Annotated in this window: 13 protein-coding genes and 1 pseudogene; 7 read left to right on the top strand and 7 right to left on the bottom strand. The window is 47.4% G+C overall.

Going from position 1 to position 13,569, the window contains the following annotated elements:
* The first annotated feature begins 421 nt into the window (after window positions 1–421).
* From nrdH to EIH22_RS04260, 7 genes are all read left to right on the top strand, one after another.
* The gene (nrdH, locus tag EIH22_RS04230) at window positions 422–670 is read left to right on the top strand and encodes a glutaredoxin-like protein NrdH (protein WP_124054524.1); all 249 of its coding nucleotides are present in this window, start codon (window positions 422–424) and stop codon (window positions 668–670) included.
* A 119-nt stretch (window positions 671–789) separates the two neighbouring features.
* Window positions 790–1,191, top strand: coding sequence for a class Ib ribonucleoside-diphosphate reductase assembly flavoprotein NrdI (gene nrdI / locus EIH22_RS04235; protein WP_124054525.1), 402 nt, complete (start codon window positions 790–792; stop codon window positions 1,189–1,191).
* Window positions 1,176–3,323 (top strand): class 1b ribonucleoside-diphosphate reductase subunit alpha, encoded by a 2,148-nt coding sequence (gene nrdE / locus EIH22_RS04240; protein ID WP_200829163.1) that lies wholly within the window; start codon window positions 1,176–1,178, stop codon window positions 3,321–3,323. Before nrdI ends, nrdE begins: the two co-directional genes overlap by 16 nt.
* A 72-nt stretch (window positions 3,324–3,395) precedes the next feature.
* Complete coding sequence (nrdF, locus tag EIH22_RS04245) at window positions 3,396–4,373, top strand: class 1b ribonucleoside-diphosphate reductase subunit beta (protein ID WP_124054527.1); 978 nt, start codon at window positions 3,396–3,398, stop codon at window positions 4,371–4,373.
* Window positions 4,374–4,536: 163 nt separating this feature from the next.
* The gene (locus EIH22_RS04250; RefSeq protein WP_124054528.1) at window positions 4,537–5,682 is read left to right on the top strand and encodes a winged helix DNA-binding domain-containing protein; all 1,146 of its coding nucleotides are present in this window, start codon (window positions 4,537–4,539) and stop codon (window positions 5,680–5,682) included.
* 52 nt (window positions 5,683–5,734) lie between these two features.
* Entirely contained in the window at window positions 5,735–6,364 is a 630-nt protein-coding gene (locus EIH22_RS04255; RefSeq protein WP_124054529.1) for a low molecular weight protein-tyrosine-phosphatase, read from the top strand.
* A gap of 184 nt (window positions 6,365–6,548) precedes the next feature.
* Window positions 6,549–7,817, top strand: coding sequence for a hypothetical protein (locus tag EIH22_RS04260; RefSeq protein ID WP_124054530.1), 1,269 nt, complete (start codon window positions 6,549–6,551; stop codon window positions 7,815–7,817).
* Between the two features lie 177 nt (window positions 7,818–7,994).
* Here the strand turns inward: EIH22_RS04260 and EIH22_RS08915 are convergent, their stop codons facing one another.
* The 7 genes and pseudogenes from EIH22_RS08915 to EIH22_RS04290 all read right to left on the bottom strand — a co-directional run bounded on the left by EIH22_RS08915 (window position 7,995) and on the right by EIH22_RS04290 (window position 13,512).
* Window positions 7,995–8,132, bottom strand: a complete 138-nt coding sequence (locus EIH22_RS08915) for a hypothetical protein (protein WP_160149019.1) — start codon at window positions 8,130–8,132, stop codon at window positions 7,995–7,997.
* A 310-nt stretch (window positions 8,133–8,442) separates the two neighbouring features.
* Entirely contained in the window at window positions 8,443–9,186 is a 744-nt protein-coding gene (locus EIH22_RS04265) for a hypothetical protein (protein WP_124054531.1), read from the bottom strand.
* 84 nt (window positions 9,187–9,270) lie between these two features.
* Window positions 9,271–9,576, bottom strand: a pseudogene (locus EIH22_RS09150) (peptidase inhibitor family I36 protein); the annotation flags it as partial.
* A 164-nt stretch (window positions 9,577–9,740) separates the two neighbouring features.
* Window positions 9,741–11,066, bottom strand: a complete 1,326-nt coding sequence (locus EIH22_RS04275) for an ABC transporter substrate-binding protein (protein WP_124054532.1) — start codon at window positions 11,064–11,066, stop codon at window positions 9,741–9,743.
* Between the two features lie 165 nt (window positions 11,067–11,231).
* Window positions 11,232–12,068 (bottom strand): carbohydrate ABC transporter permease, encoded by an 837-nt coding sequence (locus EIH22_RS04280; RefSeq protein ID WP_124054533.1) that lies wholly within the window; start codon window positions 12,066–12,068, stop codon window positions 11,232–11,234.
* A gap of 3 nt (window positions 12,069–12,071) precedes the next feature.
* On the bottom strand, window positions 12,072–13,049 hold the full coding sequence (locus EIH22_RS04285; protein WP_124054534.1) for a carbohydrate ABC transporter permease: 978 nt from the start codon (window positions 13,047–13,049) through the stop codon (window positions 12,072–12,074).
* On the bottom strand, window positions 13,015–13,512 hold the full coding sequence (locus tag EIH22_RS04290) for a SprT-like domain-containing protein (RefSeq protein ID WP_200829164.1): 498 nt from the start codon (window positions 13,510–13,512) through the stop codon (window positions 13,015–13,017). Before EIH22_RS04290 ends, EIH22_RS04285 begins: the two co-directional genes overlap by 35 nt.
* Window positions 13,513–13,569: the final 57 nt, after the last annotated feature.

The raw sequence follows: 13,569 nt of genomic DNA on the forward strand, positions 1-13,569 counted from the left end.
TGGAAAAGTGGAGAACCTGGTAATTATCTATGTCTGTTAGTGATGCCTAGATGGGTGAATTTGTGGCGGGAAACGTTTTTGGCAGGACCTGCGTAGGAGGATTAGAACGTCATATTTTATCGATCAGTTTTCCATGAGCCCAGGCATTGCATGATGTGTTGGTGGATAGTGTTGTGGGCTTATGGTGGAGTGTTATTGGATAGGTTTTAGGAACTGAAAAACAATCCTCAGGCAATCCACAAAAGTCAATAGTATTTCGCGAAGAAAACAGTGAGATAGAACGCGACGGCACGCCATCTAGTGGTTCTGTAAAACATTCGCCACTAGGTGTAGTGTCTATGTTCGTACCCGCGAAGTAGTCATAACTTGATTGCTGGGCGTGGGAAAGTCGTTTTCATAAAAGATTTGGAAGGAGAGCCCCATGAGCATCACCGTTTACACAAAGCCCTCCTGCGTACAGTGCAATGCAACCAAGCGCGCCCTTGATAAGAGCGGTTTGGACTATGCCGAAGTTGATTTGACGCAGGACGAAGAAGCGCTGGCAACGGTTAAGGCACTCGGTTACCAGCAAGCTCCAGTCGTGTTTGCAGATGGTGATCACTGGGCAGGTTTCCGCCCAGACAAGATCAAAGCCTTGGTTAAGGTATCTGAGCAGGTTGCAACCGCTTAACTATCACTAGTCATCATTGCCGGAGTGTTGCATAAAGCAACACTCCGGCAATGATTGCCTTGTGAAAGAGTAAGCAAAACAGCATGCTAGGGAATCTTAATGGAGGAGGGCACATCTAGATGGTTAACATCGTCTATTTCTCATCAACAACAAACAACACCAAACGTTTTGTTGAGAAATTAGGTTTTCCCGCGAAACGAATTCCCCTTCATCCCCGTGATGAGTTTCTTCATGTAGAAGAAGATTATGTGCTTGTGGTCCCTACCTATGGTGGTGGAAATGAGCGAGGAGCTGTTCCTAAACAGGTGATTAAGTTTCTCAATGACGAAAAGAACCGGTCGTTCATCCGTGGCGTAATCTCGGGTGGGAACACCAACTTTGGCAAGGCGTACTGTTTAGCTGGAGACATAATCTCAGCAAAAACACACGTCCCGCACATGTATAGATTTGAGCTTCTGGGCACCCCATTGGATGTGCAAAAAGTTCGCGAAGGATTGGAAGAATTTTGGACACAACTTTGACAGACACCGGCGAAGAGATCACCGATCCAGCACTCGATTATCATGCACTGAACGCACAACTAAATCTTTATGACGCAGAAGGAAAGATTCAGTTTGACTCAGATAAGCAGGCGGCACGCCAATACTTCCTTCAACACGTAAATAAGAACACCGTGTACTTCCATGATCTTGAAGAAAAGATGGAGTACCTGGTTGAAGAAGGCTATTACGAAAAACATGTGCTTGATCAGTACGATTTCGCTTTTATTAAGAGCCTGTACAAAGCTTGTTATGCTCACAAGTTCCGATTCCCAACCTTCCTCGGTGCATTTAAGTACTACACTTCTTATACTCTGAAAACTTTCGATGGTACTCGTTACCTAGAGCGCTTTGAAGATCGTGTTTGCATGGTTGCACTCACCTTGGCTGAAGGTAGCGAAGAACTTGCTATGGAAATTATGGAAGAGATCATCACCGGTCGCTTCCAGCCCGCAACTCCAACTTTCTTGAACGCCGGTAAAGCTGCGCGTGGAGAGCTAGTTTCATGTTTCTTGCTCCGTATTGAGGACAATATGGAGTCCATTTCACGCGCAGTTAACTCCTCGCTCCAGCTTTCGAAGCGTGGAGGTGGCGTGGCACTCAACCTTTCCAATCTGCGTGAACTGGGTGCGCCGATCAAGAAGATTCAAAATCAGTCTTCGGGTGTTAACCCCGTTATGAAGCTTCTGGAAGATGCTTTCTCCTATGCCAACCAGCTTGGAGCTCGTCAAGGTGCAGGTGCTGTTTACCTACATGCTCATCATCCAGACATTATGCGTTTCCTTGATACGAAGCGTGAAAACGCAGACGAAAAGATCCGAATCAAGACGCTCTCACTCGGCGTCGTCGTTCCGGATATTACCTTTGAACTGGCGAAACGTAACGCTGATATGTACTTGTTCTCACCGTATGATGTTGAGAGGGTTTACGGCGTTCCGTTTACTGAAATCTCCGTGACTGAGAAGTATGAAGAAATGGTGAACGACAAGCGTATTCGCAAGTCGAAGATCAATGCCCGTCAGTTCTTCCAGACTCTTGCTGAGCTCCAGTTCGAATCTGGTTATCCCTACATTTTGTTTGAGGACACCGTTAATAGGCTCAATCCAATTGATGGTCGTATTACGATGTCAAACCTTTGTTCGGAGATCTTGCAGGTCTCGGAGCCTTCGGAGTTCAACGCAGATCTTTCATATGCGAAGGTCGGTAAGGATATCTCTTGTAATCTAGGTTCGCTCAACATTGCGAGTACCATGGATTCGCCGGACTTTGGAAAGACGATTTGTACCGCAATTCGTGCGTTGACTGCAGTTTCTGATCAATCCGATATTTCTTCGGTGCCGTCAATTGAGCGTGGAAACCGGATGTCCCATGCCATTGGATTAGGTCAGATGAACCTACATGGATACCTTGGTCGTGAGCGTATTCACTATGGATCTGAAGAAGCGCTTGACTTTACGAACATGTACTTCTACAACGTTGTCTACCATGCGATTAAGAGCTCCATGTCCATCGCAAAGGAGCGCGGTGAAGTATTCGAGAACTTTGAAAAATCTGACTACGCTCGTGGAACATTCTTTGACAAGTACATTGATCAAGAATGGGTTCCACAAACACAGCGTGTGGCTAAACTTTTCGAGAATATCGATATTCCTACCCAGGATGATTGGCGGGAATTGAAGGCGGACGTTCAGAAATACGGAATGTACAACCAGAACCTACAGGCGGTTCCGCCGACTGGTTCGATTTCGTACATCAACAACTCAACGTCGTCGATCCACCCGATCGTTTCACGAATCGAGATCCGAAAAGAAGGTAAGATTGGTCGCGTCTACTATCCAGCCGCATACATGACCAACGACAATCTTGAATACTACAAGGATGCCTACGAAATCGGCCCTGAAGCGATTATCGATACCTACGCGGTTGCAACACAGCACGTCGATCAGGGATTGTCGCTCACGCTGTTCTATCCGGATACCGTGACTACTCGCGATGTTAATAAAAACTACATCTACGCTTGGCGTAAGGGAATTAAGACGCTGTACTACATGAGAATTCGTCAAGCAGCTCTTGATGGAACCGAAGTTGAGGGTTGTGTTTCGTGCATGCTCTGATGCTGGTTAATGCCAGAATGCGAGCAAGTTTTGACGTACAAATATTGTTAGAGAGACAGTGAAGAGGAACCGATGAATCCACCAAAGTTAAAGCTGGTTGATAGTGTACAGGCGATCAACTGGAACAAGATCACCGACGAAAAAGATCAGGAAGTTTGGGATCGACTCACCGGGAACTTTTGGTTGCCGGAAAAGGTTCCGCTCTCCAACGATATTCAGTCTTGGAATACCCTCAAACCACATGAGCAACGCATGACCACTCGTGTGTTTACGGGATTGACCCTGCTAGACACGGTTCAAGGAACCGTTGGTGCAGTGTCTTTGATTCCTGATGCGATCACTCCCCATGAGGAAGCTGTTTACACGAACATCGCATTTATGGAGTCCGTGCACGCAAAATCCTACTCATCGATTTTCTCCACGTTGATTTCCTCGGCAGAGATTGAGGAGACGTTCCGCTGGTCCGAAGAGAACGAGTACCTTCAGAAGAAGGCCCAGATCGTTCTTGAATACTACCGTGGCGATGATCCTGAAAAGCGTAAGGTTGCTTCCACTATGCTGGAGTCCTTCCTGTTCTATTCAGGATTCTATGCTCCGATGTACTGGTCAGCTCATGCAAAACTCACGAATACCGCTGACCTTATTCGCTTGATTATCCGAGACGAAGCCGTTCATGGCTACTATATTGGCTACAAGTTCCAGCAGGCAGTGAAAAAGGCATCGCCTGAGCGTCAGCAAGAGCTCAAGGACTACACCTATGAACTGTTGCTTGACCTCTACGATAACGAGGAAAGCTACACCGAGTCGCTCTACGACGAAATGGGCTTGACCGAGGACGTTAAGATGTTCCTTCGTTATAACGCTAATAAGGCTCTTATGAACCTTGGATATGAAGCATTATTCGGGCCGGATCAGACGGCGGTTAATCCGGCGATCCTCGCTGCGCTTTCTCCAAGTGCCGATGAAAACCATGATTTCTTCTCTGGTTCAGGTTCGTCCTACGTTATTGGTACGGCAGAAGCTACAACCGACGACGATTGGGATTTCTAGTCTGATTGCAAGTAGCTGTTTTCTGAGGTTTTGCTGAATAACTAAGAGTTATCGTGAGAATCTCGAATCTCAAGGCTGCTCTTTCATTATAAAATGAAAGAGCAGCCTTCGTTTACCGTCCTGAGGATTACCTCTGAAGCTTCAATCCCTTAAGGTCTGTATTGTGAAAACAATTGATATCTCGCGAATGCGTCTCCTTTCTCAAGGTCTTGTGAAGAATGATTCCGTGCCGAATTTTGAATCAGCTACGCATGTGGTGCAATACATGCAAGCGGTACAGGGTCAGGACCTGCCTGGCGCATTACTTTCGGTTGCAATGCGTTTGAGTAGACCGAATGCTAATTATGCAAAGGCTCTACGGGATGTCCACGAGGCTTTTAACCAAGGGGAGCTGGTCAGAACTTGGCCGCAGAGAGGAACTCTGCATTTTCTGCCCACGGAAGACCTACACTGGTATCTATCACTGACGGCGCAACGTAAAATCCAAGCGGAAGAAAAGCGACGACTAAGCCGTCATGACCTTTTAACTACCGACGTTGATCGTGCCCGCAATGTGGTCGTGAACGCTATTGCCCAGGCACCCGAACGCCGTCTTCGACGCAGCGAAATTGTTTATGAGCTGGAGAAATATGACCTCATCAAAGGAGCAAACAACGCCTACTACTACCTATACCGCTTTTCTGTGGAAGGTTTGATTGCTTTCGGACCCCTATATTCACCGAAGGAGCAGTATTTAGTTTTGACGGAGGACCTTCCAAGGATTCAATCGAATGGTAAGGCAAATGCTTCGCGTGAGGACCTTTTACGCCACCTCATTGAGAGGTTTGTGATATCCCATGGACCTGTAACCGTTAGAGATATCGCATGGTGGAGCGCGTTGGGTCTTACAGAAATCAGAAAAACTCTTGCAGATTTACATGATGCCGGTGTGATTGCTCCTCTAATGGACGTAAAAGGTACCGTGCAAAATGCTGTGGGAGAGTGCTATTGGGTAGCACCGGATCTGCAAGAAATATATTCGACGCAGATGGCTACGACTGCGCGTTCGCTACTTCTATTGCCTGGATACGACGAACTGATGCTTGGATACACAGATCGTACCCACACCACTGGCATTGAGCACCTAACCACGATCGATCCTGCTCGAAACGGAATTTTTAAAAAGACAATTGTTTCCGGTGGGAGATTAATTGGCTTGTGGACTTTGCAGGGAGCAAAGAAGACCTTCACTCCAAGTTTCTTAGAGCCAGTGTCCGAGAATGTGCAAATCAGGGTTAGTAGGCTCGCTGAGCGTTTGCCTCGCGAGTAAGAGCTAAGAATTCGCAATAATTATCCGGTTGTGAATTGTTAGGATAGGTTTCATGGCTTACTGTATTTTGGTTGTTTGTACAGGAAATATTTGCCGATCACCGATGGGTGAGATAGTTCTTCGTGATCGGATCTCGCGGGAGTTTGCTAATTCGGCAGCCGAGGGTGGCCCTGCAGCTGAGTTCTTGGTGAGTTCAGCGGGGGTATCCTCTGAAGAGTCAGGAAACAATATTGATTCGCGGGCTCGGTCGGTGCTTGAGGAGCGTGGTTATGACGTTAAAGTAGAACACCTCGCACACCGTGCCACTCCCGAGGAATTACAACAGGCCGACTTAATCCTCGCGATGACGGTTGGTCACGCTCACTCCTTGCGTCGAATGGTTGAGGATGCCGGTAGTGAGGTTAGTAAGATTCACCTGTGGCGGGAATTTGATGGAACCACACCGTTTGCTCCGGGTGGTGTATTTTCCGACGACGGAGCGTTGGGTTTGAAAGCAAAGAACTCTGGTTTGTATGGAGGGCAGAAGCGCTCTCGTTATTCAGATTTTTATTCTTCTGATGGAAATCTTGATGTTGCGGATCCTTGGTATGGTGGCAGAGATGGGTTCTATCGAACTTTAGAAATCGTAGAATCTGGTGCCGACGGAATTGTGAATTGGCTTAGCAATAGCAGAATAATGTAAATTATCGGTAAATTTTTGGTTGCTATATCACAATTTGGAGTTACCTATCTCACGCTTTAAGCGACAAGTGGGAAAAATTGAACCTTTGAGGACCTAAGTGATACCTGTGGTACTAGGGCTTTAGCCCTTAATTGGGTAAATGGCTCAATTAACCAAAAGGTATATGTTTCCGAGGAGGAACATCATGAAAATTGCGAAGAAGATTACCGGAGTGGCAAGTGTTGCACTGCTTGCTTCCGGAATCACAGCAGTTCCAGCATTTTCAGCAACATTTACAAACAGCACGCCCGAAACCTCGAAGATTAGTGATCAGCTCCCACTCGTTCACACTCAGCGCGGTTCAGACCACCTCAAAGCGAACATCTTGAATCCACGTCCGGTATGTAATTCTGGAGAGGATTACCGCACCATTGTGTACAAGGTAAACGATAACTTCATGCCGGTGGGTACTATCTCCACCACCAACCGTACAAATGGAGAAATCCCACTCACCCAAAACCTTTCAAAGACACAATCAATTTCGATTACGGTCAAAGGTGACCGCACCGAAACCGCTGGTGTAAACCTCGGTGGTGATGTGTCTGGAAAGAACGGAAAAGGAAGCCTTGGCATTTCCTACAGCTTGGCACAGAATCTAGGTTTCAATATCTCTTACTCACTGTCTTGGCAGGTTGGTCAGCAAATTGGACCGTACAAGGTTCCTGCAAATCACACTGGAGAAGCTACCTATGGATTCCGTTCAATCACTATGACCGGAACGCAGCAATTCTGCAAGGCAAATGGAACATGGTCTGACGCATTACCGTGGGTTTCTACTGCTCCAGTTAAGAACGAAGTTCGTGTAAAGCTCTATGATCTTGCATCAGGTGCTTTCAGCGAAACGTCAAACATTGGTGTTGAAGCAAAGTCAGCCGAATACCAGCAGGTAGTTGAGCCAAACGTAACCATCGAAAAGGGTTCGGCACCAGCTGAGCCGCAGGCTCAAGACCTTTCTGTGCGGCTCACCTCCGCGGCAGGTAAGGTTCCAGGCTACGCTGGTCTCGTTGCTTTGCGTGTAAAGAATGTAGGAACGGAACAATACTACGGTGAATACCCAACCGTTCAGTACCTAGTGAAGGTGAAGACGGCGGACGGTCCGAAGGGTGTGGATCGTCTCATTACCCCTGGATACTTTAATGGCGCATACACCGAAGATCTTGGGTTTGACCGTAAGACGTCCACCCGCAGCTTCCTTGTGACGCTATCCAACCCAATCGAGCCAGGCGAAGAGCAGCTTATTGCAAACTTCAACTTCGGCGATGGCAACACCAAGTTGGGTCGACTCACTAATACCATCGAAGTTTCGCAGATCAAGCGAGTTGAGGGTGACACTTCAACCTACAACGACGTTCGTATGACGTCGAAGGAGGTTGCTACTACAGATGCCGGTAAGCCAGCAGACGGTATCTACTAAGTGTGCTTTTTGGGTAAGTATTTAGGTTGATCTAAATATTAGCCAACTAAGTGGGCGGGAAACTGTATCCAAACAGTTTCCCGCCCACTCCTGTAAAGGGATTATCTTGGTTTAGCCAAATGCCTAGTGTGCATTGCCTGAGAACAAAAGCTGTGGTTTGAATAGTAGCTCTGAAAGCTAGTCAGACCGCACAGCGATTGCCGGATAAATTGCTGATGCACGAACTGCCGGATAGGCGGAGGTAATGATTCCAACTGCTGCTCCTAAAACAGGTCCGAGTGCAATCCAGCCAAAACTCAGATAGGCTCCAGTCACTAGTAGCTGTAGCACCCACCATAATGCACGCAGAGAAAGCTCTTCCGATCAGGCCGCCAAGAGCATCAGTAAGTGCGCCTTCCATCCAAAATACGGCGGCCAGTTTACTTCGCCAACGTTCTTTTTACTGAAGTCACCACTGCTTGACCACCTTCGGTGGCGGAAATAACTACGGTCTGAGTATCGCGAGATTCACTTTTCCTTTTGCTTCAATAAATTCTGCCGGAAAGGAATATGTTTCCATTTTCGCTGTAATTTCTGGGGTGCATTTCGAGTTAGCCACGGCTTCTATTTGACTGGTTTGAAGAGGTTAGGGTGTGTTGAGTTCTCCTTGGCACTGCGCTACTTTGACCGCTATAGCAGTATTTTCTGGAGTAATGTCAAAAGTGTCAACTCCCTCAACATAACCGGGAATTTCTGAATTCATCTTCAGACCTTTGCGAGTGAAACATTGATCTAATTCGCTAATTACTTTTTGTGCTCGCTCATCTTTAAGTAACTTGTTGCGAGTGTTATTCAGCTCCTTGATCCAAGGGCCGAAAGGAGCTAGCTTGCGAGTGTTGAAACGATTTAATGAATCTCCATTGGCGCATTGATCTTTTGCGATTTGTTGCTGTTGTTCGCTGAACTGACTGTTGTAATCAAGTGGGTCTATTTCTCCTGCTGGAATTTTAATTCTGGTTTCAGGTATTGCTTCATTAAAAAGAGAAGGGTTGGAGAAGCCGTATTTTTCTGCAATTTTTACGTTCCATGGACCAAACTCAGTAAACGTATACGGTTTACCGTCGCCAAGTCTCCAGGTTGGGACGGCTATCATCGGGATATGTAGTTCGTTCCTTACAGATTCTACAAAAACTGCAGAATCTGCTGATTGGAGAGTTATTTCTTCGCTACTTAACATTTGAATATGGATATAGCGATCGCTAGGGAGTGTTACAGCTATATTCGCTTTATTGATATCAGCTTTTAGATTAAGACCAGATTCCGCCGATTGATTATGTTGACTCCCGAAACTACAGGCTCCCACATTTAATGTAAGGATGACGGCAATCATAAAGAAAATAACCTTTTAACTCTTGTTGTTCGATTTGTATCTGTTCTCATTGCGTCATCCTCACATTAAAATGACTATGTCTAGTTAACACCCCGCGTAGGTTACTCGACTAATGCGGTTGTCCCAGTTTTCATAAGCGTACGCACTGCCACCAGCACCGTTGCTAAGATTTGGATCCCGGGAATTTCCTAACTTTGGAAATGAGGAGCTATAAAGCCTGATATAGGATCCAGAAGGTGCGTATGTGTAGTCAAAAAATAATGTGGTGTTACATTGCCTTCCATTAGTGGAGATTGATGATGCTCGGTTATTCATTCCCGAATAGACGGGCGAATCATGGTCTTCGTTGTATGCAAATCCGCCGTTGTAATCGTTGTCCGACCAAAGGCATGAGGCGCCTGATTGAAAATTTCAATCACTTGCCAACTTGGAGTTTTTAATGAGCGTTACAAACTATTGAAATTAATGCACATAAACTTATTGGGGGGGTATTGGTTCGAGTAGATAACTACCAAACGAACCAATACCCCCCCAATAGATGTAACCCTAGAAACTTACTTCATCGCAGCATTTCCAGCATCTTGTGCTTTCTTAAGACCTTCGCCTACAGGAATCGAGCTATTGAAAACATCTAAGAGTGCTGGCACGAAAGCGTCAAATGCAACGTTAATTCCTACTCCGCGCGGTGCAGGGGTGGTCTTTCCAGAGGCGGCATCGATAAACGTAGAAACATCTACGCCCTTCTTATCCCAGTAGGTGACGAATTCCTTCTGTACATCCTTAACAGCAGGGAAAGCAACACCCTCAGTTCCAAGTGCACGCTGACCATCCGCGCTACCGAGCCAGGAAAGGACCTTTATGGTTGCGTCTCGGTTCTTGGATTTTTCATTTCCAACCGCTGCAACGCCATGCACAACGCCTACGCGGCCTTCTGGACCAGCAACCATTGGAGCTAAGCCCCAGTTGATCTTTGCAGCTTCGGCAATGTTTTTGAGGCTGTATGGACCAGACTGGTAAAGAGCAAGTTCACCGCGTACAAACATGTCGCGGGTAACATCTCCCTTGGTGTTCGTCTCCGACGCCGGAGGGGCAACGTGATGCTTGTTGATCATGTCTACGACGTAGCTAAATGCGGCTTCTCCCTGTGGGGTAGCTATGCTGAGTTTATCGTCGTCATCCTGGAGTTTTCCGCCGTTTTGCGCAAGGAAATCCAACCAGATCGCCTGAAGGTCTGCTTGTGCATTGAAACCAAAGACTTTCGTGGAATTAGCGTCGAAGTGTGGGTCGTTTGCATCACGCCCTTGTGTATCCTTCGTAAGACTCTTTGTAGCTGCAAGCAAGGTATCACCGGTACCCGCCTGAGGCATCCACGTCAATTTAGTCGGATCTACGCTAGCTTCTTTGACCAAGTCCTTGTTGTAGAACAAAGCGATCGAATCCCAGAGCTGTGGAACACCCCATAGCTTTCCATTGCGGGTGTAGAGGTCAACCACTGATTCTTGCCAACGATCATGTTTATCTCCAAGTTCTTTGGAGATATCCATAATGTTCCCAGCGTCTGCGTACAAGGCGAAGTTCGAGGAATTTACCCAGTAAATATCTGGAGCTTGACCAGCTGAAACGTCCAAAGGAAGTTGTTTCCAGTAAGAGTCCCACGGAACGACTTCGACCTTGACGTCAATATCCTTATTTTGCTTCTTAAACTCCGCGAAAGATTTTTCGTAAGCAGGAGCAGCGGTGTTGTCCCACAGCCTGAATGTGACGGTAGCTTTAGCGCCGTCGCCGGAGCTCTTCTTTCCGCTGTCTGCTGGTGAACAAGCCGCTAGGCCAACGGTGGCAGCGGCGCATAGAGCGAAAACCTTGATTAATGATCGTTTCACAAGAACCTCTAATAAATTTGTAGGGTTTTGGTCGTAGCCATATTCTATCTAGAGCAAAGCCACGGCTCCCTGGAACGTGACGCGAACCCTACCGCGCCGTCGTCGGCAGCGAACCTAAACCGGCACTGAAACTAAGCCGGTGCTAAAACCGAGCCCGCACACGAGCTACTTCAGGCCAGAAATACCTATCGAACGAATAATCTGCTTATTGAAAATCAAGAAAAGCACAAGTAGTGGAAGCACACATAGGGTGGTTGCAGCCATAACCAGCGTCCAATTAGCGGTGTATTGAGTTTGGAGCGACGCCGTCGCCACTGTAAGCACGTTCCAAGCAGGCGCTGGGGCAATGATTTTTGGCCACATGAAGTTGTTCCACTGTGAGACCACGGTGATAAGGAACAATGTGGCGAGGATCGGGCGGCTATTGGGGATAACGATGCTCCACAGTTGACGCCAATATCCGGCCCCATCCAAGATTGCGGCATCGAGGATTTCTTGTGGGATAGCACGGAAATTCTCACGAAGTAGGAAAATTGCGTACGGTGATCCGAACATAAAAGGAACCACAAGTCCGGCAAAAGTATTCCTTAATCCCAATGCACTCATTGCTCCAAAGAGCGGAATCATCGTCACCACGGCTGGAATCATCAGGGTGGCAATATATGCCCAAAAAATAATGTTGCGCCCAGGGAACGTTAACCGCGAAAACGCGAATGCAGCCAGAATTGAGGAAAACATCTGGCAGACCACCATCACTAAAACTACTTGACCGGTGATAGCAAGTGGCACGATGAAGGCGTGGTCTGTGAAAAGCGCGGTGAAATTATCTAAAGTGGGTGCGGTTGGTAGCGCCAGCCCTCCATTAGTTACAAGCTCTTCCTCAGATTTCAATGAGGTCAGAATTGAAAAAACGAAAGGTGCTAGGGTTAGGAGCGCTCCGCCTGCAAGGAGTAGATACGTAAGGATTACGGAGAAGATCTTGGTTTTATTGGACGTAGCCATTTCCTATCCTTCTCCGAGTTCATAGGTGATGCGGTCTCGGAAGTAACGTTGCTGAATAACGGTTACGACGATGATCACCACAGTTAGCAACACAGCCATAGTCGCAGCTTTTCCGATCTGTGGAGAGCTGAAGGCACTCGAGAAAATGCGTGCGGTGATGACATCAGTTGTTCCACCAGGGTAGCCGGGATTTCCTCCGGTGAGCCCATAGACCAGATCGTAGATCTGGAAGGAAGCAATGAGCGAGGTAATCGAGACGAAGAAAGTGGTTGGGCGGATAAGCGGTAAGGTGATGGAAAACAGCCTACGCGCTGGACCAGCGCCGTCAAGGGTGGCTGCTTCGTAAAGAGACGTTGGAACAGTTTGCAGGGCTGCTAGGAAAAACAAGGAAATGTATCCGACGTTTTGCCAGACGTAGACGAAAGCTACCATGGGAAGAGCTGTGCGTTCATCGCTCATCCAAGCGATGTTGGTTCCTAGCAAGGCGTTGAGTAAGCCACCGCGTGGCTGAAGAAGCCATGACCATACGATTCCAAGTGAAAGAGGTGCAGCGATCCATGGAAGTACAAAGCAGAGTTGAAGGATGCGAGATCCAGGTAGTCGCCGGTTTAGTCCTAGCGCGATCAGGAGTGCGACGACGATCGAGGGCGGTATCGCCATCAGAGAAAAGATACCTGTGACGAGGATTGAATTCCAGAAAGATGAATCTGAAATAAGTTGAGTGTAGTTACTTAGCCCAACCCATTCTGGGGTAGTAACTAGGTTCCACTTAGTGAAGGAAAGTGCAACGACTAAAAAGAGTGGGACGATTAGGAAGATTCCAACTCCGATAAACGAAGGAATGAGCATCGTGTAAGCGGTGCGGACTTGTTGCCTGGAGGCTGCGGTTGAATGCTGAGTTGCTCCCGTTGAGCTCCGGGCCGCTCTGGATAAATGTGCCCTTGGCTCATTTTCCGCCAAATGATCGGAATTTTTTACCATGAATCTGCAACACCTCCCCAGTTTTCTGATTCTTCCACGAAAAAGCGTGTGTGGGTGAAAAACGAGTCGAACATGAAGCGCAAGATACTGGTCGTGACGGGCGACGATAGCGATTAACGATATGGCCGGCCGGGCAGGTTCCAATCCAAAGCGGATCGGCAGTAAGTTCGTGGTGGAGACGTGCTCGCGGAGTGCCACCAATCTTTTCGCAGGTAAGTGCCCATTCGGCGTCATGGTGGTGATTAGGGCCAACTAGTGCGTGGGCGATTTCGTGAAGAATGACGTCGCGCACCTGAGGTTCGCTGTAAAGCGGCAGTAAAACGCGTGAAAGGGAAATAGTCTGGGTGCTATAAACAGCCATACCTGCGCGACGTTTAGCATGGTCAAATGCAAGTTTCCACGTAGTTAGCCCGTGGGAATCCATGAGATTGCGGGCTAAAATTTCGATTTCTGCTGTTTGCACCTTACTAATTTTAGACATTTATTAGGCGAAGTTCTTTTCTGCTCAATAGGTGTGGTT

The sequence above is a fragment of the Arcanobacterium ihumii genome, assembly GCF_900604515.1.
In the GTDB taxonomy this organism is placed as follows: Bacteria; Actinomycetota; Actinomycetes; order Actinomycetales; family Actinomycetaceae; genus Arcanobacterium_A; species Arcanobacterium_A ihumii.

Bases quoted from the DNA above. Each gene is read 5' to 3' on its own strand.
- nrdH (WP_124054524.1), top strand. From the start codon at position 422: ATGAGCATCACCGTTTACACAAAGCCCTCCTGCGTACAGTGCAATGCA.
- nrdI (WP_124054525.1), top strand. From the start codon at position 790: ATGGTTAACATCGTCTATTTCTCATCAACAACAAACAACACCAAACGT.
- nrdF (WP_124054527.1), top strand. From the start codon at position 3,396: ATGAATCCACCAAAGTTAAAGCTGGTTGATAGTGTACAGGCGATCAAC.
- EIH22_RS04255 (WP_124054529.1), top strand. From the start codon at position 5,735: ATGGCTTACTGTATTTTGGTTGTTTGTACAGGAAATATTTGCCGATCA.
- EIH22_RS04260 (WP_124054530.1), top strand. From the start codon at position 6,549: ATGAAAATTGCGAAGAAGATTACCGGAGTGGCAAGTGTTGCACTGCTT.
- EIH22_RS04265 (WP_124054531.1), bottom strand. From the start codon at position 9,186: ATGATTGCCGTCATCCTTACATTAAATGTGGGAGCCTGTAGTTTCGGG.
- EIH22_RS04280 (WP_124054533.1), bottom strand. From the start codon at position 12,068: ATGGCTACGTCCAATAAAACCAAGATCTTCTCCGTAATCCTTACGTAT.
- EIH22_RS04285 (WP_124054534.1), bottom strand. From the start codon at position 13,049: ATGGTAAAAAATTCCGATCATTTGGCGGAAAATGAGCCAAGGGCACAT.